The 25,774-nt window shown below is 36.4% G+C and carries 25 protein-coding genes; 6 read left to right on the top strand and 19 right to left on the bottom strand.

Going from position 1 to position 25,774, the window contains the following annotated elements:
* Positions 1 to 20: 20 nt before the first annotated feature.
* Complete coding sequence (locus tag DRF59_RS07600; RefSeq protein WP_115958388.1) at positions 21 to 2,147, top strand: helix-turn-helix domain-containing protein; 2,127 nt, start codon at positions 21 to 23, stop codon at positions 2,145 to 2,147.
* A gap of 32 nt (positions 2,148 to 2,179) precedes the next feature.
* Here DRF59_RS07600 and DRF59_RS07595 read toward each other — a convergent pair whose 3' ends face one another.
* Both DRF59_RS07595 and DRF59_RS07590 read right to left on the bottom strand, forming a co-directional pair.
* Positions 2,180 to 2,494: a hypothetical protein gene (locus tag DRF59_RS07595; RefSeq protein WP_123873662.1), complete on the bottom strand. Its 315-nt coding sequence runs from the start codon at positions 2,492 to 2,494 to the stop codon at positions 2,180 to 2,182.
* 119 nt (positions 2,495 to 2,613) lie between these two features.
* On the bottom strand, positions 2,614 to 3,069 hold the full coding sequence (locus tag DRF59_RS07590) for a hypothetical protein (protein ID WP_185144908.1): 456 nt from the start codon (positions 3,067 to 3,069) through the stop codon (positions 2,614 to 2,616).
* Positions 3,070 to 3,259: 190 nt separating this feature from the next.
* Here DRF59_RS07590 and DRF59_RS07585 point away from each other — a divergent pair, with 190 nt between their 5' ends.
* Entirely contained in the window at positions 3,260 to 4,264 is a 1,005-nt protein-coding gene (locus tag DRF59_RS07585) for an LLM class flavin-dependent oxidoreductase (protein ID WP_115958384.1), read from the top strand.
* A 68-nt stretch (positions 4,265 to 4,332) separates the two neighbouring features.
* A complete protein-coding gene (ribB, locus tag DRF59_RS07580; RefSeq protein WP_115958382.1) occupies positions 4,333 to 5,454 on the top strand; it encodes a 3,4-dihydroxy-2-butanone-4-phosphate synthase in 1,122 nt (373 codons plus the stop codon).
* Positions 5,455 to 5,617: 163 nt separating this feature from the next.
* On the opposite strand, the gene fmt is transcribed toward ribB, so the two are convergent.
* The 6 genes from fmt to folK all read right to left on the bottom strand — a co-directional run bounded on the left by fmt (position 5,618) and on the right by folK (position 13,484).
* A complete protein-coding gene (fmt, locus tag DRF59_RS07575; RefSeq protein ID WP_115958380.1) occupies positions 5,618 to 6,571 on the bottom strand; it encodes a methionyl-tRNA formyltransferase in 954 nt (317 codons plus the stop codon).
* 160 nt (positions 6,572 to 6,731) lie between these two features.
* Positions 6,732 to 8,639: a RecQ family ATP-dependent DNA helicase gene (locus DRF59_RS07570; RefSeq protein ID WP_115958378.1), complete on the bottom strand. Its 1,908-nt coding sequence runs from the start codon at positions 8,637 to 8,639 to the stop codon at positions 6,732 to 6,734.
* A gap of 77 nt (positions 8,640 to 8,716) precedes the next feature.
* Complete coding sequence (locus tag DRF59_RS07565) at positions 8,717 to 10,153, bottom strand: OmpA family protein (protein ID WP_115958376.1); 1,437 nt, start codon at positions 10,151 to 10,153, stop codon at positions 8,717 to 8,719.
* Positions 10,154 to 10,363: 210 nt separating this feature from the next.
* Complete coding sequence (locus DRF59_RS07560; protein WP_115958374.1) at positions 10,364 to 11,887, bottom strand: OmpA family protein; 1,524 nt, start codon at positions 11,885 to 11,887, stop codon at positions 10,364 to 10,366.
* A 47-nt stretch (positions 11,888 to 11,934) separates the two neighbouring features.
* On the bottom strand, positions 11,935 to 13,050 hold the full coding sequence (locus tag DRF59_RS07555) for an OmpA family protein (RefSeq protein WP_115958372.1): 1,116 nt from the start codon (positions 13,048 to 13,050) through the stop codon (positions 11,935 to 11,937).
* 17 nt (positions 13,051 to 13,067) lie between these two features.
* On the bottom strand, positions 13,068 to 13,484 hold the full coding sequence (gene folK / locus DRF59_RS07550) for a 2-amino-4-hydroxy-6-hydroxymethyldihydropteridine diphosphokinase (protein WP_115958370.1): 417 nt from the start codon (positions 13,482 to 13,484) through the stop codon (positions 13,068 to 13,070).
* A gap of 21 nt (positions 13,485 to 13,505) precedes the next feature.
* On the opposite strand from folK, the gene sppA reads away from it, so the two are divergent.
* Entirely contained in the window at positions 13,506 to 15,260 is a 1,755-nt protein-coding gene (sppA, locus tag DRF59_RS07545) for a signal peptide peptidase SppA (protein WP_115958368.1), read from the top strand.
* Positions 15,261 to 15,330: 70 nt separating this feature from the next.
* Here sppA and DRF59_RS07540 read toward each other — a convergent pair whose 3' ends face one another.
* The 6 genes from DRF59_RS07540 to rpmB form a co-directional block, all read right to left on the bottom strand.
* The gene (locus DRF59_RS07540) at positions 15,331 to 15,591 is read right to left on the bottom strand and encodes a GlsB/YeaQ/YmgE family stress response membrane protein (RefSeq protein ID WP_115958366.1); all 261 of its coding nucleotides are present in this window, start codon (positions 15,589 to 15,591) and stop codon (positions 15,331 to 15,333) included.
* Between the two features lie 71 nt (positions 15,592 to 15,662).
* Positions 15,663 to 16,616 (bottom strand): signal recognition particle-docking protein FtsY, encoded by a 954-nt coding sequence (gene ftsY / locus DRF59_RS07535; protein WP_115958364.1) that lies wholly within the window; start codon positions 16,614 to 16,616, stop codon positions 15,663 to 15,665.
* A gap of 9 nt (positions 16,617 to 16,625) precedes the next feature.
* Positions 16,626 to 17,102, bottom strand: a complete 477-nt coding sequence (locus tag DRF59_RS07530) for a RidA family protein (RefSeq protein WP_115958362.1) — start codon at positions 17,100 to 17,102, stop codon at positions 16,626 to 16,628.
* 89 nt (positions 17,103 to 17,191) lie between these two features.
* A complete protein-coding gene (locus tag DRF59_RS07525) occupies positions 17,192 to 17,344 on the bottom strand; it encodes a DUF4295 domain-containing protein (RefSeq protein WP_002976755.1) in 153 nt (50 codons plus the stop codon).
* An 18-nt stretch (positions 17,345 to 17,362) separates the two neighbouring features.
* Entirely contained in the window at positions 17,363 to 17,545 is a 183-nt protein-coding gene (gene rpmG, locus DRF59_RS07520; protein WP_053327078.1) for a 50S ribosomal protein L33, read from the bottom strand.
* 7 nt (positions 17,546 to 17,552) lie between these two features.
* Positions 17,553 to 17,792, bottom strand: coding sequence for a 50S ribosomal protein L28 (gene rpmB, locus DRF59_RS07515; RefSeq protein ID WP_007841810.1), 240 nt, complete (start codon positions 17,790 to 17,792; stop codon positions 17,553 to 17,555).
* 241 nt (positions 17,793 to 18,033) lie between these two features.
* Between rpmB and DRF59_RS07510 the strand changes: the two genes are divergently transcribed.
* Positions 18,034 to 19,743, top strand: a complete 1,710-nt coding sequence (locus tag DRF59_RS07510; RefSeq protein ID WP_241505502.1) for an FG-GAP-like repeat-containing protein — start codon at positions 18,034 to 18,036, stop codon at positions 19,741 to 19,743.
* A 94-nt stretch (positions 19,744 to 19,837) separates the two neighbouring features.
* On the opposite strand, the gene lnt is transcribed toward DRF59_RS07510, so the two are convergent.
* Positions 19,838 to 21,472: an apolipoprotein N-acyltransferase gene (gene lnt, locus DRF59_RS07505; RefSeq protein ID WP_115958358.1), complete on the bottom strand. Its 1,635-nt coding sequence runs from the start codon at positions 21,470 to 21,472 to the stop codon at positions 19,838 to 19,840.
* A gap of 55 nt (positions 21,473 to 21,527) precedes the next feature.
* Here lnt and DRF59_RS07500 point away from each other — a divergent pair, with 55 nt between their 5' ends.
* On the top strand, positions 21,528 to 21,950 hold the full coding sequence (locus DRF59_RS07500) for a VanZ family protein (protein WP_115958356.1): 423 nt from the start codon (positions 21,528 to 21,530) through the stop codon (positions 21,948 to 21,950).
* Here DRF59_RS07500 and proC read toward each other — a convergent pair.
* From proC to DRF59_RS07480, 4 genes are all read right to left on the bottom strand, one after another.
* A complete protein-coding gene (proC, locus tag DRF59_RS07495; RefSeq protein WP_115958354.1) occupies positions 21,931 to 22,734 on the bottom strand; it encodes a pyrroline-5-carboxylate reductase in 804 nt (267 codons plus the stop codon). The genes DRF59_RS07500 and proC overlap by 20 nt on opposite strands.
* Before the next feature lie 158 nt (positions 22,735 to 22,892).
* The gene (gene murB / locus DRF59_RS07490; RefSeq protein WP_115958352.1) at positions 22,893 to 23,906 is read right to left on the bottom strand and encodes a UDP-N-acetylmuramate dehydrogenase; all 1,014 of its coding nucleotides are present in this window, start codon (positions 23,904 to 23,906) and stop codon (positions 22,893 to 22,895) included.
* 4 nt (positions 23,907 to 23,910) lie between these two features.
* Positions 23,911 to 24,339, bottom strand: coding sequence for a hypothetical protein (locus DRF59_RS07485; RefSeq protein ID WP_241505501.1), 429 nt, complete (start codon positions 24,337 to 24,339; stop codon positions 23,911 to 23,913).
* A gap of 60 nt (positions 24,340 to 24,399) precedes the next feature.
* Positions 24,400 to 25,605, bottom strand: a complete 1,206-nt coding sequence (locus DRF59_RS07480) for a pyridoxal phosphate-dependent aminotransferase (protein WP_115958348.1) — start codon at positions 25,603 to 25,605, stop codon at positions 24,400 to 24,402.
* Positions 25,606 to 25,774 lie beyond the last annotated feature (169 nt).

Below are 25,774 nucleotides of genomic sequence, written 5' to 3'. Positions count from 1 at the left end.
TTTCCGTATTTTTGAAAACAATGAACAACCATTTTTTTGACTTATTAGAGCATACCAACAGAAGTGTCTTCTTAACCGGGAAAGCCGGAACAGGAAAGACAACATTTCTTAATGACTTTGTAAAACGTACAAAGAAAAAACATATTGTAGTAGCACCTACCGGAATTGCAGCTATTAATGCGGGAGGAGTTACCATTCATTCTATGTTTGGACTGCCGTTAAGAACTTTTCTTCCTACAACGGAAAGAATAGATACAAGTTTGGCTAATAATATAGCTGACCTGATGCCCCATTTTAAATACAGAAAAGATAAACTTAAGCTGTTAAGGGAAGTTGAAATTATTATTATTGATGAGGTATCTATGTTGAGGGCAGATGTGCTGGATATGATGGATTTTTCATTGAGATTTATCAGAAGGAATAATCAAAGGTTTGGAGGCGTACAGATGTTGTTCATCGGAGATCTTTTTCAGCTTCCGCCGGTAGTGAGAGATGAGCATATACTGAAAATGTATTATAATTCACCATTCTTTTTTGATAGTCATGCAATAAAAGATATTCCTATTGTGACTATTGAACTTACTAAGGTTTACCGTCAATCGGATCAGGAATTTCTGGAGATCCTGAATGCAATACGTAACGGGGATGTGGACCATATTGATTTTGACCATCTGAATGAAAGATATGATCCTGATTTTGATATGGGAAAAGAATCATATGTTTATCTGTGTTCTCATAATAAAATGGCGGACGAGATTAACCAGGAGAAGCTGGCGGAGATAAAATCAGATGCACAAATCTATGAAGCCAAGCTTGTCGGGGATTTTAAGGAGAATCAGTTTCCTAATGATCAGTTTTTAGAATTGAAAATAGGAGCACAGATCATGTTTATCAGAAATGATGTGTCGGGTGAAAAGAAATATTTCAATGGAAAGCTCGGGGAAATTATTGGTCTTGAGGAAAATGAAATTCGTGTTGTACTGGACGAAAGCGAAAGGGAGATTACGGTAAAGAGGGAAACATGGGAACAGAAAAAATATTTTCTTGATACAGATAAAACGATTCAGGAAGAAGTTTTGGGAAGTTTTGAACAGTTTCCTATAAAGCTTGCTTGGGCCGTTACCATCCATAAAAGCCAGGGATTAACATTTGATAAAGTAATTATTGATGCGGGGAAAAGTTTTACAGCAGGTCAGGTATATGTTGCCTTATCACGTTGCCGGACTTTGGAAGGAATTGTTTTAAAATCAAAGATCACTCCTGAAGTTATTTTTAAAGATACCCGGATACAACATTTCCACACGGATACAGTAGCTAATGACCAGGTTGAATCTATTTTAAATCAGGAAAAGTATGATTACAGTATTAGAAAAGTGCTTCGTACAGTAGATTGCTTGTGGTTTATAAAAGAAGTAGAAGAGTGGAATAAGCTTTCTGTTGTAACCAAAAATCTTGATCATATCAAAACCAATCAGCTTTATCTTCAGCTGAAACATGAAGCAGCTCATCTCGGAAAGATTTTTGAGAAATTAGAACGGGTGATTTTCCAGAAGGTGAATAATTTTATTGATAATAAAGAAGAATGGTCTGAAATTGAGAATAAAACGAAAGGGGCCGTTAATTTTTTCTTTTTAGAAACCAGGGATAAGATTTTCAATCCTTTAAAAGAATTTTATGCTGAAATCAAAGGAGCGAAAGGACTGAAACAATATAATGAAGAGTTTAGGAGCTGGCTGGATGATCTCGAGGAATATTTAAACAGTCTCAAAGAAATTCACCTTCTTGATACAAAATTGCTTGATGAGAAAAACGATAAGGAAATCAACCTTAAGATTGCAAAAGTTCCATCACAGGTCTTAACCTTCCAATTATTCGAACAGGGAAAAACCATTGGTGAGATTGCATTGGAACGGGGGCTGGTAAAAGAAACCGTAATTGGTCACCTTGCTAAGTTTGCAGAACAGGGTTTGCTGGATATCTCCCGAGTAATTACTTCAGATAAAATCAAAGCTTTTGAAGAAGAGTTCTATAAAAAACCTCATGAAACCCTTACAGAATGGAAGAATGCACTGCCAAACAATTTTGAATTTAATGAGATCAGGATTCTTTTAAATCATTATAATTATAAAAAAGGAAAGAACTCGTAAGAGTTCTTTTTATATATATTCAACCTGTTCTTTTATTCATTTAATAAATCCTGGTTAACATGGTAGCCTACTATTTTTATATCACCTTCCTTGTTTTTTTCTAAGGTGAAAGATTCTTCTGTTTTAGTGCCTCTTTTTACATTATACTTGAAGAAGTATTGGGTTCGGGCATTGCTTCCTTTGACAACCATTGTTTCCCACTTTGCAAGATTATATTCCTCAACAGGACCAATTTCATTGACTACATTGATAAGTTTTACAAGTTTTTCTTTATCAGTTACCTCAAAAAACTTTTTACCAAACAATTTATAAATATCATCCTGATTGTTTCCATACCGAGTTCCCAATAAAATTTTTTTGGAATTTTTTCACCATCAATTTTGTCAGATTCTCTGTCTTTGTAAAATTCATTAAAAGAGCAGTTCATTAAAAGAAATGAGAAAAGAAGTAAATAAATATTTTTTATTTAAAGTTCAATATCTAAAATTAATTTTCTTCTGTTATTATCGTAAAAAGTAGCCTGATAGCTTTCGTTTCTGAATTCAGTTTCTGTATTTTCTATTGTACTAAACCTGGTTTTATCTGTTCTAGAGAATTCAACAATTTCAAAATGATTTTCGTCAATAGTTGTAAAGTTCACAAGTTTCAGATATTCATCAATTGAACCTCTATCAATCATGATTTTTCCACTGCCAAACTGATGCCTGTCTTGTCCATTTTTCTTCACACCCGAAACCCAATACTCTTCTCCGGTTTCTATATCAAAGTGATTGGCATTGATTCCTGGATTTTTAAGTTTTTTGATAGCTCTATTGTTGAAATAAACTGTTTGCCCGGATTTTGAAAATTCTACAAAGCCAATCCATGCCAGCCCGTGGTGTCCTAAGGATTTGTTTTCGAGATACATTATTTTTGGTTTCATGTTTTTTATAGATGGAGCAATTTACTCAAAAATTCTATAAATAAAATCAGATAACATAAAATTGAAGTCCAATAGTTTTTCCCTGAACTGACCAATCGGTTTTATTAATTACAAAAAGTAACTAATGCGGTTTTTAAGTTTTAAATTTGTTTGGTTTTTTGAGACCAAAGAAAAAAATTAACTTCTCAATATGAAAAATTTTGAAATTTCTGTTTTAGATCTTGCTCCGGTAAAGCAAGGGAAAAGCATTCACGATACTTTTCAGGACAGCTTATCATTAGCTAACCATACTGAAAATTTAAATTACAAAAGATTCTGGCTGGCAGAGCATCACAATATGGAAAGTATTGCAAGTTCAGCAACTTCAGTTTTAATAGGCTTTATTGCCAATGGAACAAAAAAAATCAGAGTGGGTTCAGGGGGAATCATGCTTCCCAACCACAGTTCTTTGATTATAGCAGAGCAATTCGGTACCCTGGAGTCTCTTTTTCCCGGAAGAATTGATCTTGGATTAGGAAGAGCTCCCGGAACAGATGGTTTAACGGCGCAGGCTTTAGGAAGAAATCCTGCAATTATCAATGAACAGTTTCCAAGGCAGATTCTTGAACTACAAAGATATTTCTCCAAAGATAATTCGGATGCGATGGTTCGTGCAATACCAGGAGAAGGGCTGGATATCCCACTTTATATTCTGGGGTCCAGTACAGACAGTGCATGGCTGGCTGCGGAACTTGGGCTGCCTTATGCATTTGCAGGACATTTTGCTCCGGAGCAGATGGAAATGGCTTTTAAAATTTACAGGGAGCATTTTGAACCATCAAAATATTTAGACAAACCTTATATTATTGCCTGTGTAAACGGAGTTGCAGCAGATACTTCTGAAGAAGCTCATAAAATTTCCACTACTTTATTCCAGGCATTCATCAACATTGTAAGAAACGACAGAAAACCTTTTGCGCCGCCGGTGGATGATATGGACGAAATCTGGTCACCAATGGAAAAATCAATGGTTTTACAAAAGCTGAGGTATACTTTCATTGGAGATCAGACTGAAATTCAGGAAAAACTTAAAGATTTCCAGGAAAGATTTCAGGTGGATGAACTTATGATCAATTCACATATTTATGACCATCAGAAAAGATTAAGATCTTATGAAATTTTCAGAGAGGCAACAGGCTCTCTGTCCAAAGCGTAATAAACCATCCATAATTAATTGGCAGATGCTTATTTTTATGAGTATCTTTGCACAAATAAAAAGTAAAAATGTCCGATATTAAATTAAATACTATTCCAGAGGCTATTGAAGACCTTAGAAATGGTAAAATAATCATAGTAGTAGATGATGAAGACAGAGAAAATGAAGGTGATTTTCTTTGTGCTGCAGAACTGACAACGCCGGAAATTATTAATTTTATGGCTCTTCATGGCAGAGGTCTGATCTGTATGCCGCTTCCTGAGAAAAGATGTGATGAACTTGGATTAGAAGTTATGGTAAGCAGAAGCAGTGATCCTAAAGAAACAGCTTTTACTGTATCTGTTGACCTTTTAGGAAACGGAACATCTACGGGAATTTCTGCTGGAGACAGAGCAAAAACAATTTTAGCATTGATGGATGAAAAATCCAAACCTACAGACTTTATGAGACCCGGGCATATCTTTCCGCTTCGTGCCAGAAAAGGCGGAGTACTGAAAAGAGCCGGACATACAGAAGCTGCTATTGATCTTACCAGTTTAGCGGGCTTAAAAGAGGGAGGGGTGATCTGTGAGATCATGAACGAAGATGGAACAATGTCACGTCTGCCCGAACTTTATGCGTTTGCACAAAAGCATGATATGAAAATCGTTTCTATTGAAGACCTGATCCATTATCAGCTTAAAAAAGGAAATCTGGTGGAAAGAATTGAAGAAAGAAAAGTAAAAACATTTTACGGAGATTTTGATTTCTATGCCTTCAGGGAAACTTCCAATGAACAGATTCATTTTGCTCTAACAAAGGGTGCCTGGACTGTGGATGAACCTGTTTTGGTAAGAGTACAGTCTTCAGATTCTTATTTTGATGTATTAACAAGATTGAACAACGGTGAAAAGCCATTGCTGGAAAAAGTGACCAATATGGTGAATGAGGCTGGAAAAGGGGCCATCATTTTCATCAATAATGTTTCCAATTCTGAAAATACATTGAGAAAGCTTCAGCAGTTCCTGAACTATCAGGACGGGCAGGAGCAGCATCCTACTTTAGCGTACAATTATAGAGACTATGGTATAGGAACACAGATCCTGAAGAATTTGGGAATCAACAAATTTAAGGTTATTACCCAAAATCCTAATATTAAGCCACAGGTGGGAGGATATGATGTAGAGGTTACTGAGATGGTTCAGTTATGAATCAGTCTGTTGTAAGTATTAAACAGCAATAAATAAAATAATAAAAGGTTTAGAATTTTCTAAACCTTTTTTGTTTTTATGAGGGATATAAGTGAATGTCCCTGTATTTCAGTAAGATCAAGATTTTATTTTAATATTGATGTTCTGTTGTTTATGTTTGGCTTTAATTAGCCGGCAATGTTATTTCATCAAAATTTCTGAAACCATTTAAAAAATCTTTTGTAGTCATTCTTTTTTTTCCTTCCAATTGAAGTTCTTCCGGAAAATAGAATCCATCTTCCGTATAGACTTTGAATTCATTTTTTGAAATTTCCAAAGTTCCGGCGGATTTCCCATGATTTGAAATTTCAAATTTTCCGCTGAATATTTTTAATCCTTTTTCTTCTTCTCCAATCTTTAAAGTAGTGAATGCAGCAGGGTACGGTGACATACCAAGGATAAACTGATGAATGGCTTTTGATGAAGTATACCAGTTTATTTTGGTATCTTCTTTGAAAATTTTATAAGCATTTTTAGGATGCTCTACCTGTGGCTGAGGTTTTTCTTCAATAGTATTTTCTGCAAGGCCATCTAAAGTTTTTACCACCAGTTTAGCACCCATTACCATGAGCCGGTCATGAAGGCTTCCTGCATTTTCGTCAGGTAAAATTTCCAACTCTTCCTGCAGAAGTATATTTCCTTCATCAATTTTTTCATTAATAAAGAATGTTGTAGCACCCGTTTTTTTCTCTCCATTAATCACTGCATAATTAATCGGGGCTGCTCCTCTATAGTCAGGTAATAAAGAAGCATGAAGGTTAAAGGTTCCCAGTTCAGGGATTTCAAATAGAACTTTAGGCATCATCCTGAATGCCACTACTACAAAAACATCAGCTTTAAGCTTCTTAAGTTCCTCTAAAAATTCAGTATTTCTTAATTTCTCAGGTTGGAAAACAGGAATGTTATTTTCCGAAGCATATACTTTCACAGGCGACTGATGAACTTTTTGTCCGCGTCCGCTTGCTTTATCTGCAACTGTTACAACACCTACTACCTGATGATGAGACTGATGGATAGCTTCCAGGGAAGTTTTTGCAAATTCCGGAGTTCCTAAAAAAACGACTTTCAATGATTTCATGGTACAAAGATAAGTTTTTAGTTATTTATAGTGGGCAGTTGTACAAGTCTGAATGAGTATATCTGATGTTGTTTAGTTTCCATAATACAATTTGAAATTATCCCTTTTCTTCTTTATTTTTGATAGATAAACACATTATACAATAATAAATACAAATATATTACTCATTATTCAGTGCATATGTTCTGAAGTTCAACATTTTTATTTTTCCGGAATCCAGAAGATAGATCAGATTTTCTAATATATTTTCCTTGGAATGATAACTTAGCTGTACAGAAAGTTCTTCAATGGTTGCCGCCTTTTTCCCTAATACATTAAGTATTTGCTGTGAAATGTTTTTTCCAAAAATGGATTGCTTATTTTTTTCACATACAGAGCACTGGCCGCAGTTTTTTGAATTCTTTTCCCCAAAATAGGAGAGGATAAGTTTCATTTTACAGTAGCCATTATTCTCTACATAAAATTTCATTTCTTCCCATTTCTGTATTTTATTTTTTTGAATATGCTCAAACAGCTTCCAGTATGTGTTACGGATGATTCTTTCGTCTCTGGGTTTTAAAAACTTAATGCTTGAAAGTGCACCATCAATATATTCCAGATACTTTTTTTGTTGCAGCTCTTTTAATCGTTCCTTGATCAGAGGAATGCTTACTTCAATTTTACTGCTTACCTGCTGTTCGCTGAACATGACCTTATGGGTGGTTAAGCCTGAAATAGTACGGAACAGAAGCTCTATAAAATAAGCATCTTTTTGTGGTAACTGGTCAATTTCATCCGCCCGTACAAAAAGCTCCAGTGATGAAAGGCTTTTATTATCATTGTAGTAGATAATTTCCTGATTATGAAGAAAGCCCAGAACATTATTGATTTTTGCCTTTGAAAGTTTGGTGAAATTCTGTATCCCGGCAGTATTCAGTTGAAAAGTTTTTTCCGGCAGCTCAAATTCAGCCACCTGGAAAATAGAATAGAGATAACTGATAATTTTTAAGAATTCAGCTTTATTGGGAATTTGATTTTTTAAGATCTGATCAAAGTTCAACAATTCCTGCTTATTCCATAACATAAATGCAAAACTATCTTTTCCGTCCCTTCCCGACCTTCCTATTTCCTGATAATAATTTTCAACGGATGAGGCAGGAGAGTAGTGAATTACAAACCGTACATTGTCTTTGTCAATCCCCATTCCAAAGGCATTAGTGGAAATCAAAACATGATTGTCACTGTTATTCCAGATGTTTTGTTTTGTATTTTTTTCCTTTGCTGTCAGACCGGCATGGAAATAATCTACGTTTTGTAATTTGTTTTTTTTCAGGAACTCTGCTAAAAGCTCGGCTTCTTTTCTGGTTCTGACATATATAATCCCTGAATCATTGTTATATTTCAGAATATCAAAGACCCGTTGAAACTTATCGGCAACTTCCTCTGTGAAAATTCTGATATTGTCTCTTTTGAAACTTTTCTGGAATATAGAAGGAGCCTTAAGCTCAAGTTTATTTTTAATTTCATCCAGAACTTTAGGGGTTGCTGTTGCTGTCAGGGCAAGGCATGGAATTTCGGGGTTGTTTTTCCTGAAATCCTTAATGTTCTGATAGCTTGGACGGAAATCCTGTCCCCATTCTGATATACAGTGGGCCTCATCAACTGCAATAAATGAAATCTGAATATCCTGAATATTTTGCAGGAACTGTACGTTTGTTAACCGTTCAGGAGAAATGTACAGCAGCTTGGTAAGTCCTTCTTTGCATCTTCCGTAAATAGCTTCTGCATCATATTCATCCAATTCGGAGGATAAATATTCTGCTTCTATTCCACGAAATTTAAGCTGGTTTACCTGGTCTTTCATTAATGCCAGCAGAGGTGAAATCACCAAGCAGGTACCTTCCTTAAGCAATGCAGGAAGCTGATAGCACAACGATTTTCCTGCGCCGGTTGGCAGTAGGACCAGCGTATCTTTTTCATTAATAACAGAATTGATGACTTCTTCCTGAGAATCTCTGAAGTGAGTATAACCCCAGAAATACTTAAGAGTATCATATTTTAATTTTTGAAAATCCTGTGGAGAAATCATATGTAAAAATAAGGAAAGTATTATGACAAAAAAAGTCACGCATTGCGTGACTTTCATATAAATACTTAATAAGTTTATTATTTAGCTTCGAAATAAACTCTTCTGTTTGCTCTGTTTTTCCATTCAGGGCATTTCGTAGCTGGTTCACACTCAGGATATTTAAGGTCTTTCTCACCTTTCCCGATTGCGTTAAGTTTACCAGTTTGAACTCCGTTTTTAATCAAATAATTTTTAACATTATTTGCTCTTCTTTCAGAAAGTTTTTGGTTGTAAGCGTCAGTACCTCTTGTATCTGTAGCTCCGATTACATTATAAGATCCGTTTGAAGAGTTAATGTAGTTAACAGCATTATTTAATATTGGAGTGTTTGATGGTAAAATTCTGTCAGAATTTAAGTCAAACTCGATACCTTCCAATTTAGTTTCTGTTTCTACTACAGGACCTGTAGTAGTTGTAGGACAACCATTGTTTTCAACTGGTCCAGGTACCGTTACACACTTGTCGTAAAGATCGATAATTCCGTCAAGGTCAGTGTCAAGGGCAACACCAGCGCCATCTACTCTTGCTCCTGCAGGAGTGTCAAGCTGTCTGTCCCAATCGTCACATACTCCGTCGTTATCAGCATCTCCTTTCTTACATACTTCAATATCCTGATTTTTGTTAGCCAGAACATCCAGTTTGTAATAGATTTCCTGAAGTGGATCATGCCACATTAAATGAGACTCGTGTTTTCCTAACTTAATGGAAAGACCTAAAGTAGCATTGAAGAAGTTGTCAGAAACCTGTTCTTCACGCTTGTTAATTGCGCTGTATTTGTCTCCTCCTCCGTCAAATTCATCATCACCGGTTACCACATACATTAATCTACCTTCAAGATCAATTCTTCTGCTTACTTTATACTTCAGACCGGCACCAGCCTGCATAAACATTGAATTTAATTTGAAAGGTTTGATTTCAGTCATTAATCTCTGTCCTTTTGCATCTTTCTGATAAGCTCTGTAGGCGATGGTACCAATTCCGGCATATCCGTGTAGAGCCCATCTGTACGGAGAATGGTTGTCAACTCTCCTTAAAAGGTTTGAGAAATTGATATCTCCTAAAATGGAGAGTGCATCATACTGGGTTCTCGCACCTACTGCTTTTGCATCGGGAGCAGCATCTTTAGTGTTGAACCATCCTTGTCTTGTTTCTCCTCTGTCATATTGTAGTTTTAGTCCGAAAGCATGAGTAATTGCTTTATCAACACTTACATAAGCAGAGTATCCGAAAAGGTTTTTACCGTTACCATTTTTAATGGAAGTCAAATCTGCTGACTGAACAAGAGGTACTCCGGCTCCCACTGAAATAGACCAGTCATTAAATCTTTTTGACTGATTGGTAAACGGGGAAACATTGGCAGATCCGGAAGAGAATGTATTTGGATACGTTCCGCTTGAAACTGCCGTTGAGTCTTGTGCAAAGCTAGCGCTAGGAATTGCTAAGGCTAGAGCAACAGTTGCTAAACTTAATTTCATAGTGTTATTTTTTTAAGTTAAGTTATTTTAAATGATTTTATTCGTTAAATGTCTGTTTTTTGTTTATTTTTTTAAATTGCCCATTCTTACTGATTATTTGTCAGACGAATAGCCTTGAAAATGATATAAAGGTAGGTAAAAAAAATCGTAGTAGAAAAAAATTAAACCGAAAAGAACAATTCTTTTCGGTTTTTATGTAATGATATAATATTACTTTTGCTTTTTCTTAGCAGAAACTTTTTTCACAGATTTTTTTACAGGAGCATCTTCATAGTCTTTCTTTTTGATAGAATCCCACTCTGAACTGTCTATAAATTTAACTGTCACTTTTCTATCTGCTAATCTCTCAGCATCTGATGCTGTTGCAGGAACTGTAGCTTCTGCAGAACCTACACCTCTGGATTTTAATACATTCTGATTAATTCCTCTGCTTTCTAATGCACTTACCACTGCAGCAGCTCTTTCTCTGGATAATTTAAGGTTATAAGCAGCATTTCCTTTACTGTCTGTATGACCGGTTAAAAGGTAATTACCTCCGTTTTCCTTAATGATTGAAGCTGCAAGATCAAGTTTACTGTTAGATTCAGGTCTGATTGTAGCCTTATTAAAGTTGAAATAAATATCTTTAAGAGTTTTTTCTACTTCAACAGCAGTTTGATTGTTGTCTTTTTGTACCGGGCAACCGTTGTTTTCAACTGGTCCAGGTACTGTTACACACTTATCGTAAAGGTCGATAACTCCGTCAAGGTCAGTGTCAAGGGCAACACCAGCGCCATCTACTCTCGCTCCAGCAGGAGTGTCAAGCTGTCTGTCCCAATCGTCACATACCCCGTCGTTATCAGCATCTCCTTTCTTACATACTTCAATATCCTGGTTTTTATTAGCCAGAACATCCAGTTTGTAATAGATTTCCTGAAGCGGATCATGCCACATTAAATGTGAATCATGTTTTCCTAACTTTATGGAAAGACCTAAAGTAGCATTGAAGAAGTTGTCAGAAACCTGTTCTTCACGTTTGTTAATCGCGCTGTATTTGTCTCCTCCTCCGTCAAATTCATCATCACCGGTTACCACATACATTAATCTACCTTCAAGATCAATTCTTCTGCTTACTTTAAACTTCAGACCGGCACCTGCCTGCATAAACATTGAATGTAATTTGAAAGGCTTGATTTCAGTCATTAATCTCTGTCCTTTTGCATCTTTCTGATAAGCTCTGTAAGCAATGGTACCAATTCCGGCATATCCGTGTAGTGCCCATCTGTAAGGAGAATGGTTATCAACTCTTCTTAAAAGGTTTGAGAAGTTGATATCTCCTAAAATAGAGATCGCATCATACTGGGTTCTCGCACCTACTGCTTTCGCATCGGGAGCAGCATCTTTGGTGTTGAACCATCCTTGTCTTGTCTCTCCTCTGTCATATTGCAAATTGATCCCGAACGCATGAGTAATTGCTTTATCGATACTTACATACGCAGAGTAACCGAAAAGGTTTTTACCGTTACCATTCTTAATGGAAGTCAAATCTGCTGATTGAACAAGAGGAACTCCGGCTCCTACGGAAATAGACCAGTCATTAAATCTTTTTGACTTGTCAGTAAACGGAGATACATTAGCTGATCCGGAGGAGAATGTATTTGGATATTGTCCATTAGATACAGCTATTGAGTCTTGTGCAAAAATCGAAGTAGGAATTGCCAATGCTAACATGGCAATCGCTAAATTTAATTTCATCGTGTATATTATTTGATATTTTTTTAAGCTTCCTAGCCTGTGTTTTTTTATTTTGTAGGGCAACCGTTGTTTTCAACAGGACCCGGAACTGTTACACATTTGTCATATAAATCTATAACTCCATCAAGATCCATATCAAGAGCAACACCAGCTCCATCTACTCTTGCTCCTGCAGGAGTATCAAGCTGTCTGTCCCAATCATCACATACTCCGTCATTATCTGCGTCTCCTTTTTCACATACAACAAGATCTGTTGCTGCATTTTCTAATACGCTGGTTCTGTAGTATGCTTCCTGAAGCGGATCATGCCATGCCAGATGTGATAAGTGTTTTCCTAATTTGAAAGATACTCCTAAACTGACCGTCCAGGCATTATCTGATCTTCCGGAGCTAAGTCTGTTGTATTTGGAACCTGCGGTAGCCGGATCATAATCATTAGGATCAGCCCATCCACCACCATCGAATTCATCATCACCACTGATGAGATACATGGTTCTGGCTTCTACGTCAATAAGTTTTGAAACATTATATTTCAATCCTACACCTCCCTGATAGAAGATCGAGTTCAGATCAATGTCCTGCTTAATGAATAGAGGAGCTCTTTTTGGGGAATTACTCCATCTTAACTCATCATTGTCATGCAGTGAAGTTCTGTAACCCTGAACTCCCACTCCTAAGTATCCGTGTAGAGCCCATCTGTAAGGAGAATGGTTGTCAACTCTCCTTAAAAGGTTAGAGAAGTTGATATCTCCCAATAAAGAGATCTGGTCAAATTGAGTTGTTGCAGTACCTACGCCTGCTAACTGACCTGCCATACCCGGAAGCTGGGCTGTCTGTTTTGTTTCTCCTCTCATATACATAACGCTTAAAGCGAAAGTATGTGAAATCTGCTTGTCTACACTTACATAAGCATTATACCCCCAATTGGTCTTATCCTTATGGATAGACGTCAGATCAGAATGAACCATAAAGGCTGCACCACCTCCAACGGAAATAGACCAGTCTCTGAATCGTCTGGCTTTATTGTCGAATGGTTGTACATTGGCTGAACCTGAAGAAAAAGTATTAGGGTACTCAGTTGAAGAATTAACTGTAGTGCTGCTATCTTGTGCATAAGCTGCAATTGGCAAAGCTGTTGCCAATAATAATAAACCTAATTTCATACAGTATGTTTTATGTTTTAAATAAAATCTTTTAATAATATTCTGGAAAATTCTCTTTCAAAAAGATGCTTTTTATGAGGTATTTCCAATCTTTCTGACGAAAAAATAATTTCATTATATTTAATGATATCAATATCTATTACCCTGTCACTATACCCTCCTGATACTTTTGAATCATTAACTCTTCCCATCTCTGCTTCTATACCTTTGATACAATCAAGCAGCTGAATTGGCGAAAGATGCGTGAATATTATTGCTGCAATATTACAAAAAATATTGGAACTGACAAATTCTACAGGATCAGACATTAAAAATTCGCTGATTTGTGAAATGTTATTCCCTGCATCTGTAATTTTCTGTAAAGCAAGCTCTAAATTTTTTTTTTGATCTCCAAGGTTACTTCCTAGTAACAAAACTACCTTTTGCTGCGACATATTCGGAAAATTGATTGATTTATGAGAAGTTTCTTTAAAAATGTTTTGGCAAATATAGTAGCAATTATCATACTTTGCGTTCTATTTTTCGTCTTTTTCATTATCACGCTTGTGTTCAGTTCCATGGGGAATGATAAGTCTGTGACTGTGAAAAAGAATACAGTTCTTACGATTAATCTGAAAACGCATATAATAGATAGTCCTACTGAAGAAGAAACAGGGTTGTTCGGTATCGGCGGACAAAATAAAAGTGTTCTGCTATATGATGTTCTGGAAGCTATTCAGAAAGCTAAAACCGATGATAATATTAAAGGGATCAGTATTGAGGCTGATGATTTAAACGCAGGGCTCACTCAGATTGATGATATAAGAAATGCAATTGATGATTTCAAAAAAAGCGGAAAATTTGTGTACGCCTACGGAAACGGGGTTTCACAATCTTCTTATTATCTGGGATCAGTAGCGGATCAGTATTACCTGAATCCTGCAGGAGGAATAGAATTAAAAGGACTGTCTACTGAAGTTACATTCTTTAAAGATTTTGCCGATAAGTATGGTATCGGTATAGAAGTGATACGTCACGGAAAGTTCAAGTCAGCGGTAGAGCCTTTTTTACGGAATGATATTTCTCCTGAAAATAAAGAGCAGTTGAGTACTCTTTTGAATGATCTTTGGAAAAATACCTCCGGTAAAATGGCTTCTTCGAGAAAAATCGATACAGCACAGTTTAGAATGGTTGTTGACAGCTTATATGGAATGATTCCTGAATTGAGTCTGAAATATAAACTTGCAGACAAGCTGGCACAGAAAACGGAATATGAAAATATGATTAAGTCCAAACTGCAGTTAAAAGATAAAGAAAAACTAAATAAAATTTCACTGGCGGGCTATATCAATTCTTATGCGGATGATGATAAATCCGGGGAAAAAGTAGCAGTGCTATATGCATCCGGATCGATAAACAGTGGAGATGGGTATAATGATATTTATTCTGAAAAATATATAAAATATATTAAGAAATTACAGGATGATGAAAAGGTAAAAGCTGTTGTTCTGAGGATTAATTCTCCGGGAGGTAGCGCTAATGCATCTGATGAGATTTTATTTGAACTTCAGCAACTGAAAAAGAAAAAACCTCTGATTGTTTCTTTCGGAGATTATGCGGCATCAGGAGGATACTACATAGCGATGGCAGCCGATAAAATTTATTCTGAATCAAACACATTAACTGGTTCTATCGGTGTATTTGGGGTAATTCCATATTTTAAAGATATAGCCAATAAAAACGGAATCCGTTCAGATATTGTTGCTACCAATGCCAATTCAATGTATTATTCAGGATTAAACGGGGTGACACCTTATGGACTGAATATGATGACAAGAGGAGTGGAGGGTACATATAAGAGGTTTGTACACTTTGTCACCCAAAACAGAAAGCAGACTTTTGAGCAGATTGATAATGTTGGAGGTGGAAGAGTATGGAGTGGGGTACGTGCCAAAGAGATTGGTCTTGTGGATCAGTTGGGAACGATTAATGATGCTGTAAAGTTTGCAGCCCAGAAAGCCGGGTTAAAATCTTATCATGTAGATTCATACCCTAAACGAATGTCTCCTTTTGAACAATTATTTAATGATCTGAATGAGGAAGATGTTTCTGCAAGGATCATCAAAAATAAGATAGGAAAGGCTAACTATGAAATACTAGAGCAGATCACAGATAAAAAGCTTCAGTCTGATATCAAGATGACAATGCCTTATCAAATCAGAATCGACTAACTAAATTATATTGTAAACAAAAATCCCGGACCTGATTTCAGATCCGGGATTTTAATTTTTATTAAGAAGATTAGCTTTTCTTTGTGGCCATTCCATAAATCCACAGGATGATTAAGGCTCCTCCAATAGAAAGAATCCAGCTTCGTGGATTCCAGAATGAGGTAACATCTCCCCAATGCAGAACGTAAACTCCTATAGCTCCTCCAACAAACGCTCCCAGAATTCCCAGGATGATAGTAATCAGCCATCCTCCTCCTTGTGAACCAGGCATGATCATTTTAGCGATAGCACCGGCAATAAGACCAAATAAGATCCATGTTATTATTCCCATAGTTGTAAATTTTTTAATTGTTAATATTTAAAATGATTTGTTTACTAATATATGGAAAAACATGATATAAATCATCTTTTCTTGAAAAATGAATCTACAAATTCCGTACCATTAAAAAGCTGCAGGTCCTGCATTTTTTCGCCTACACCAATATATTTGACTGGAATCTGGAACTGGTCAGAGATGCCGATAACGACTCCTCCTTTAGCCGTTCCATCCAGTTTTGTGACAGCCAGTGCATTTACTTCTGTAGCAGCTGTGAATTGTTTTGCCTGTTCAAATGCATTTTGGCCTGTGGAACCATCAAGAACCAATAATATTTCATGAGGAGCGTCAGGGATGACCTTCTGCATTACGCGTTTGATTTTGGAAAGCTCATTCATCAGATTGATCTTATTGTGAAGCCTTCCGGCTGTATCAATGATAACTACATCTGCATTCTGCGCAACTGCACTTTGTACGGTATCAAATGCTACAGAAGCCGGATCAGAGCCCATACCCTGTTTTACAATAGGAACATCCACTCTTTCACTCCATATGGTAAGCTGATCTACCGCAGCAGCTCTGAAGGTATCAGCAGCTCCTAAGACCACTTTTTTACCTTCCGATTTAAACTGATGAGCCAGTTTTCCGATTGTTGTTGTTTTTCCAACACCGTTTACGCCTACTACCATAATCACATATGGTTTTTTAGAGGTGTCTATATTTCCTGTCCCTGCATGAGGGTTTTCAAGCAATAATCCTGAAATCTCTTCACGAAGGATCTTGTCCAGTTCGTTTACTCCAACATATTTGTCTCTGGCAATACGTTCTTCAATTCTTTCTATGATCTTAATAGTGGTAGAAGCTCCAACGTCAGACGCAATAAGTACCTCTTCAAGGTCATCAAGTACCTCATCATCTACTTTACTTTTACCGACTACGGCTTTCGTCATTTTTTCAAAGAATCCCTGACTGGACTTTTCCAATCCTTTGTCTAAAGTTTCTTTTTCTTCCTTTTTAAATATATTTTTAAACCAACTCATAGTTTTAGTTTATTCTTTATTTGTTTTTATAACTGCTGTGGCTTCTACTTCGATGAGTACATCTTTTCTGAAAAGCGCACTTACTTCTACAAGACTGCTTACAGGAGGGTTCTGAAGGTTAATGTAGGTATCCCTGACCTTCCTGAAACCGGGAGTTTTAGCTATGTCCGTAATAAAGATTCCTAATTTTATAATATCTTTTGCAGAACCTCCGTACTCCTTCAGAACGAGATCAATATTTTTAAAGATCTGCCGGGTTTGCTCTTCAACGCTGTTTCCAACAAGGTTACCTTCTGAGTCCAGGGGAACCTGGCCGGATAGTAAAATCATTTTTGAGCTTCCACAATCAATACTTACAGATTGTGATAGTCCCTGTATGCTGAAAACTTCCGGTGAACTTTTATATTCTATCGTGTTGTTCATTGTTCTCTGTCCGGATGAAAATAGAAAAGTTAATGTGCAAACCAGAACAAAAATCTTCCTCATATTTTACTGATTAATAATCTGGTGAGCAAAGATAACAAAAAAACTACCCAAAATCTGAGTAGTTTTTTATATTGTAAATAAAGTATTGATTATTTTTTTAAATAACCATCAACTTCGTCTGCATTCATTACTTTTTCTTCGAAAACGTAAGCTCCTGATTTAGAAGACTTAACCATTTTCACCACTTTAGTCATCTTTTTAGACTGACCGCTTTGTAGGGTTGCTACTACTTTCTTTGCCATGGTAAATTATATTATAAATTACTTGATTTCTTTGTGAACAGTATATTTCTTAAGAACTGGATTATACTTTTTAAGTTCTAATCTTTCTGTAGTGTTCTTTTTATTTTTTGTAGAAATGTATCTGGACATTCCTGGCATACCGCTTTCTTTGTGCTCTGTACATTCAAGGATTACTTGAACTCTGTTTCCTTTTTTTGCCATGATTCAATTACTTTTTAATCAATCCGTTTCTTACAGCTCTTTCAAGAGCTTCTTCGATTCCAATCTTGTTAATCACTCTCAATCCATGAGCTGATACTTTCAGTGTTACGTGCTTATCTTGCTCCGGAAGGTAAAACTTCTTCTCCAATAAGTTAATTTCAAAACGACGCTTCGTTTTGTTATTAGCGTGAGAAACGTTGTTACCAACCATTGCACGCTTTCCTGTTATTTGGCAAATTCTTGACATATCTCGATGTTCTTATTTGTATAATATTTGAGAGTGCAAAATAACGAAGAATTTTTTAGATAGACAAATCTTTTGAAAAATATTTATAAATAACTTACTGATTAATAATATTGATTTTAAAATAGCCGAATTGCCAGAATATGGCGACAGTAAAAGGACTGATATATTTCATGCAGTCTTTCTTTACTTTAGATTATTTATTATTTTATATTTGTTTTTAATTAATCTAAATAAAAATAATATGAAGAGAATTTATATTCTATTGTCAATGATTCCTGTTGGTATGGTGGCGCAAAACTTTACTGAGGTTCAGACGGGGATGAATAATTTTTATTATTCTGCAGCTGATATTGCCGATATTGATAATAACGGGACTTTGGATATTGTATTCAATGGAGCTATAGATTCTGACGGAGATGGAACTGCGGATGTAACCTATAATGAGGTATATAAAAATAGCGGGTCTGCAATGTCTTTGTATGCAGGTCTTGAACCGGGATCCACCCATTTGGGGGATATCAGATTTATTGATTATAATAATGATGGGTTACAGGATATTATTTCTGCAGGACTCAGCTATCTTGACGTTGTAAATTATAAACATTACCGTTTCAGAAATACGGGGTCAGGTTTTGTAAAAGAAAGCAGCCTTCCCGGAAAGATTTATGGTTCTCTTGAAGTTTTTGACTTTAACCATGATGGCAGATCTGATTATGCGCTTAACGGAACACAATATTCTCACGGAGGAGGATTTAGGAATACTCTGGATTATTATAAGAATACAGGAACAGGCTTTGAAATGACTGAAAACTGGGTTGATGGGACACAGAACGGAAGTTTTAAAGTTTTGGACCTGAATAATGACCATCTTTTAGATCTTGTGGTTATCGGATCTGATATTAATGGTGTTCCTGTCTCTAAAATCTATATAAACCAAGGCGGTATTTTGACAAATACCCAGGATTTTGAGCCTCTTGCAAGCGGGAAGATAGAGTTTGCTGACTTTAATGCAGATGGCTTTCAGGACCTTCTTGTGGTAGGAAAAGATGATAATGATACCGGGTATTTTGCTGTTTTAATGAATGACGGAACTGGTATGTTCACGGTTCATCAGCTAAATTTACCTGATATTTCAGATCCATCAATAAGTGTAGGCGATATAAATAATGATGGATATTATGACTTTATTATTTCAGGAAACGAAGGGAATGCGATTGTGAAAACATATCTTTATAATACAGATAGCCAGGATTTTACAGAAGGTGTTTTTACAGGTCTTTATCATTTGGGAGGACCGGGTTTTGTTCATTTATTTGATTTTAATAATGATCACCGGCTTGATGTCTTATTGGGTGGTTTTGACTGGTCTGATCCAAATATGCCTTCTCTGACAAAGATTTTTAAAAATACTTCAACCGGAGTAAATTTAAAGCCAACTCCTCCGACCAGTCTTAACCTGACAAAAAATGGGAACAGGTATAATTTTGCATGGAGTGGCGCAACAGATGATAAGACTCCGGTGAATGCTTTACGATACGAAATCAGTGTGGGATCAGTATCCGGGGGATCAGATATTGCTAAATATATTGTAACAACTCCTTCATGGTTTCTGGATCTTGATCCGTCAGTTCAGAATATATACTGGAGTGTAAGATCAATTGACGCATCAAGGACATATTCTGATTCGTCTGCAGAAAATAATACATTGGGGACAAAAGATATTGCTCACTCACAATACTTGGGAATATATCCTAATCCGGCTTCCGAAAAAGTTTATATCAAAGGGGAAAAAGTTTCAGAGGCTGAGATGTATTCTATGGAATGGAAAAAAATGAACATTACTTTAAATGATGATCAGTCCGTTAATGTATCACATTTGCCCAAAGGAGTGTATTTACTAAAACTGAAAATAAAAGACGAAGTAACCATCAAAAAACTTACTATTAAGTAATTTGAATCATTCTATTGATGAGAAAAGCCAGACGTCCAGCTGGCTTTTCTTTTTTTTGAATACGTGCAATCCGCAGCATATAATGTTGTATATATCAGGCTTTTTTAGCTTTTTTTCTGTACCATTCAATAAGGAAGTAAAATAATAAAAATCCTAAAGCAAATATTGAAAATCTGGAAAGAAGATCTCCTGCTCTTGAATAAAAAGTCATGGTATCATACAGATTTACTGTAGCGAACAGGGTGGTTTGATCACCATAAAAAGTATCAGCTACAACTTCTCCTTTAGCATCAATATGGGCTGAGATTCCACTGTTGGCTGCGCGCGCAATTTCTCTTCTTGTTTCGATGGCCCTCAGCCTGGCGTAGGATAGGAGTTGTTTGTGTCCTTCTGTAACTCCCCACCAGGAGTCATTGGTCATAATACCCAGGAAATTAGCTCCTTTTTTTACGTAATCTGTTACAAATTCCCCATAAATGCTTTCATAGCAGATAATAGGAGCGAGTTTTCCTTTATTATAAGGATTTGAAAAGGCTACTCTTTCTTTGTCTGTTCCCAAAGAGGCTACAGTGCCGCCCAGGTTCAGCATGGCATCACCTAATAGTGGTTTTAAAACATTCATATAAGGGAATATTTCAACACCGGGAACAAGTTTCCCTTTATGGTAAACCTGAATTTTCTGATCCGGAGCAAGCTGAACAGCTGTATTGTAACTTGTTATCCACATTCCGGGATTCAGCTGGTATGCTTCTTTTGGCATCATCGTCTGGTCAAAATAAAAACGATGAGAGGAAATGCCTGTTGCAAAAACAGCTCCGGGGTGCTTCATAAGAAACGCATTGATGTTATTTAACAGTAAACTCTTCTCAAAACCGGTCTCAGAAATGGAGCCTCTGCCAGGAATTGCAGTTTCAGGAGCAATAAAGTAATCAATCTTACCTTTAGAATTATTTTCAGCAAGAGCCAGCAGATCATTTTCAATAGTCAGACTATCTTTTGAGTATTTTTCGGCATAAGGATCAAGATCAGGCTGCAGCATCAGAACATTTACCTGCCCGGAAGATTTTTCATCAAAACTGTTGTACTTGATTACAGAGATAACCATAGGAATGGCAATTAAAGCAATCACAATGGAAGAATTCTTTATGAGGTCCATTCTTTTTCTTCCGGCTTCCCAGATCCGGAGGGTATAGAAGCAGAGAACATTGATCAGTAAGATCCAGAAGCTCCCACCGGTAGCTCCCAGTGTATCATACCATTGTATAAGTTTCGGGTATTCGGAAAAAACATTCCCCAGATTCAGCCATGGCCACGTCAGCTCCCATCCCAGATGGAATTTTTCAAAACTCATCCAGATTGCAATAAAGAATCCCAGTCCCCAATAGGTGCCCTGAGCATTTTTATACCAATGATAACACTGGAACACCAGGGAATATAAAAGCGAATTTACCAGAACAGGGAACAGGACAGCCATCATGGAGTGGCTTCCGTCAGGATTTTTAGATCCGTACAACCATCCTGTTGTGACAATATTCCAGATCACAAAGCATAGATATGAAAGACCAAAAATTATCCAGCCTTTTCTTTTGTAATTTGAAAATTTTGAAATTCCATGTTCCATCATCAGAAGAGGAACAAGTGCAAAAAATATAAAGAAGGGAACACCATAAGTAGGCCAGGAAACCGACAGCAGCATTGCTGAAATAAGTGTAAGCAGAACGTATTTCATTAAATTATTTTAATATACAAATTTAATGTTTTTGAAATGAATATCTTAGCACATCATGTTAAAGAAAGTATACAAAATTGTAATTATTCCTTATACATTGTTTTTGCTTTATCTGATGTTTCTGGGGATGGGCAGATCTCAGTATGAAGACCATATGATAAGAATAAAGCCGGTAATATCTACAGTAGAATTCATCAGGAATACCATCCTTTGGAAGTATATTGTCTTTGTTATTCTTGGGAATATTATCATGTTTATTCCTTTTGGTTTCCTGGGATGGATTCTTCCCGGATTTAAGGATTTAAAAACATTACTTATCGCTTTTGTCTCTTCCATTGTTACCGTAGAAGCGCTCCAGTATTTTACAAGAATGGGAATATTGGAAGTTGATGATATTCTCCTGAATACTTTAGGGGTGTATGTAGGATGGTTACTGAGCCGGTGGATTGAAAAGAAGTTTAGCGATTTAGTTCTTTAGCACGCTTTTCAGCATTCAGAATCCCTTGTTTTAAAATTTCCTTAAAGTTGTTTTCTTCAAATGTTTTTAATGCAGCTTCAGTTGTTCCACCTTTGGACGCTACATCTTTGATCAGCTCTTCAAGGCTTTTTTCAGAATTATTAATCAAATGGTATGCTCCCAACATGGTTTGCTGTACAAAAAGTTTAGACAGGTTTTCTTCGATTCCCATTTCAATACCTGCTTTAATCATAGCATCAATGATATAGTAGAAGTAGGCGGGCCCGCTTCCTGAAAGTGCTGTTACCCCATCTAAAAGAGCTTCATTTTCAAGATAGACAGATCTTCCTGTACTGTTTAAAAGTCTTTCAATATTGATAAGCTGGCTGAAAGAAATGCCATTTGCCGCAGTATAACCGGTAATTCCCATACCTAAAAGGGTAGGAGAATTGGGCATAGCCCGTACAACCAGCGGATGGTTTAAAGACGTTTGGATTTTTTCAATGTTAATCCCAGCCATGATCGATAGGATCATCTGGTTTTCTTTCAGCGGGAATGGAATGTTTTGGGCAATACGCTGAAAATCCTGTGGTTTAACAGCAATAATAATCAGATCAGCATCCAGCTCTTTAATCTCATCAAATACAGATATCCGGGATTTTGGAAAGTCTTCTGATATTTTAGAGATATTTGAAGGATTGCGGACTATTAATTGGAGATGTTCAGGCTTTATAAGTTCGTATTTCAGAAATGATTTTGAAAATGAAAGTCCCATATTTCCTGCTCCCAAAACAGCAATTTTCATATTGGGTTAATTTTTTTGCTAAAATAATGAATTTAGGTAACTTGAAAGAAGGAGAGATGAATAATGAAGCTCTCTTGCACTTTATAATGTCAATACAGCTGTTTTGTAAAACTAATTGTTATAAGAAAAAGGCTGATCCACTTTGAATCAGCCTTATGTTATATAATATTTACTTCCCGCTCAAGCTCTATACCGAACTTTTCTTGTACAGAGTTTATAATTTCAGTAGAAAAATCAAAAATTTCTTTTCCGGTTGCATGTCCGGTTGCATTAATGATTACTAAGGATTGTAGTTTGTGTGTAGCAACATTTCCAATCTGTTTTCCTTTCCAGCCACACTGTTCGATCAGCCATCCGGCAGGAACTTTTACCATGCTTCCGTTAGGATAACCCTGAATATTTTCAAATTTTTGTTTTAATATCTCAAACTGAGCCAGTGGAATTGTCGGGTTTTTAAAAAAACTCCCTGCATTTCCAATTTCTTCAGGATCCGGTAGTTTACTTTGTCTTATATTAATTACCGCCTGGGAAACATCCTGGATCGTAGGTTTTGTAATCCCCAGGTTTTCAAGTTCAGATTTGATCGCTCCATATTCTGTTTTGATATGGTGATTTGTTCTGGTAAGCCTGAAAGTAACTTCCAGAATTACATATTTTCCTTTTCCTTCCTGTTTGAAAACGGAGTCCCTATAGCCAAATCTGCATTGCTCGAGATTGAAAATTTTAGGTTGAAGATCTGCCAGATCCAATACTTTACAGCTTACAAAAATATCTTTGATCTCAGTTCCATATGCTCCGATGTTTTGCATAGGAGATGTTCCTACGTTTCCCGGAATTAAGGAGAGGTTTTCTAGTCCACCATAGTTTTTTTGCAAACAATACATAACGAAATGATGCCAGTTTTCACCAGCCTGTGCTGCTACCAGAACTTCGTTATCATTTATATTCTCTTCAGAAATTCCTTTTAAATTGAGCTTTATGGCTAGTCCATTGAAATCTTTTGTCAGTAAAATATTACTTCCGCCTCCTAAAAACAGAAGCGGAAGCGTATTGGAGTCTGAGAACTCCAATGCATCTTTCAGCTCTTCAACATTATGGACTTCAATAAAATATCTGGCTTTGACATCAACACCAAATGTATTATAAGGTTTTAAGGAAAAATTTTCTTGCATGGGTTTATTTGTATTCTTCCGGAAGAATATTGTTTAATTGTTCTTTAAGCTGCTGGAGCTGTTGATAATGTACTGTATCCACATAAGCGTTTACATAAATATGTGATTTTTTCGGAGTGCGGATCTGAAAAGTCTCATCAATTCCATCCATAGGTTGCCGGCTTGGTGAGCTCTTTATATAATCAAGGTCTGTAATATGAATTGATGAGGCGAGCTGCCTCCAGGCATCAGGACTGATGGTTGAAGCCCACTTTTTGTGGATCTGATTAGAGGTGGTGCCTTTCTCAGCAGTAATTGAATCTCTGGTAACCTTTATAATCCTGTAACTGCCTAAATGTCCTCCAATATCTGATAAACTGATCGAAGTGATCTCGTACGGATCTTTGTTACCCGTTGGCTTGTTTTCTTTAACACAGGAAAAAAATGTCGACAACAAAAAGATCGAAAAAAAAGATTCCAGAAATATATTTTTTGTTGCCGGCATCATATATAGTTACAGACTAAATTCCTCTCTGTATTTTTTCAGGGCATCTTTTAGGATTTCCGTACTTCTTTTCAGGTCTTCTTCTTTTAAAACATAGGCAATTCTTACCTGCTTCTTTCCTAACTCAGGATTGCTGTAGAATCCTCCTGCAGGAGCTACCATAATCGTTTCGTTGTTAAGGGAATATTTTTCCAATAACCATTGTGCAAATTTTTCAGTATCATCTACTGGAAGCTCGGCAACACAGTAAAATGCTCCTTTTGGTTTAGGGCAAATAACTCCCGGAATTGCATTTAAAAGATCAACCAATACATTTCTTCTATGGGTGTATTCTTCTCTCACAGATCTGATGTAAGCTCCATCATTCTGGTGTGCCGCTGTTGCTGCAATTTGTCCTAACAGAACCGGGCTCAATCTTGCCTGTGCAAAAAGCATTGCTGCATTACGGATTTTTTTAGAACGTGTAACCATACATCCGATCCTTACGCCGCACATAGAGTAACGTTTGGATTCTGAATCTATAATAATACAGTTTTCGCTTAGTTCAGGGAAATCAAGCATGGATATCTGCTGCTTCCCATCATATACATACTCTCTGTAAACCTCATCAGAGATGATGACAATATCATATTTTAAAGCAATTTCTGAAAGCTTTTGTAATTCTTCACGGGTATACAGGTATCCTGTAGGATTACCGGGATTGCAGATAATGATCGCTCTGGTTTTTTCGGTGATTTTCTTTTCAAATTCTTCTACCGGAGGTAATGCAAAACCTGTATCAATAGTAGAAGGAACTGCTACTACATTCACATCAAACGTACTGGTGAAACCATTATAGTTTGCATAATAAGGTTCAGGAATAATCACTTCATCACCCTCATCACATAATGTGGAAATGGCAAAGTTAAGTGCTTCAGAGCCTCCGTTGGTTACAATAAAATGATCCGGTGTTAAATCTGAAAAGCCTAGTGAATGATAATATTCGGTAAGCGCTTTTCTGTATTCTATATTACCTTCAGAAAGTGCATACTCCAATACTTTTAAATCAATATTTTTTAAAGCATTTAAAGCCGTTTCCGGAGTTTCAATATCAGGCTGCCCGATATTTAGGTGATATACTTTTATTCCTTTTTGCTTTGCCTGTAAAGCGAAAGGAACTAGTTTTCTTACCGGCGATGGCGGCATGTGCAGAGCTCTGTTTGAAATATTCGGCATTGTTTAAAAATTTGTAGGACAAAAATAAGATTTAATTTCTCAATAATAAAAAATAAGGAGCAGGAAGTCACATCTCAGGTGCGCTGTCCTTATGTTTTAGGACTGAAAAGTATTTTTTAAGAATATCGAATTTAAATTTAAAATGGATGTATTATTAAATATTATTTAA

Origin of the sequence: Chryseobacterium flavum, from assembly GCF_003385595.1 — a bacterium.
In the GTDB taxonomy this organism is placed as follows: domain Bacteria; phylum Bacteroidota; class Bacteroidia; order Flavobacteriales; family Weeksellaceae; genus Chryseobacterium; species Chryseobacterium flavum.
The sequence above is the reverse complement of the archived record's forward strand: the minus strand, read 5'-3'. Positions and strand labels throughout refer to the sequence as shown.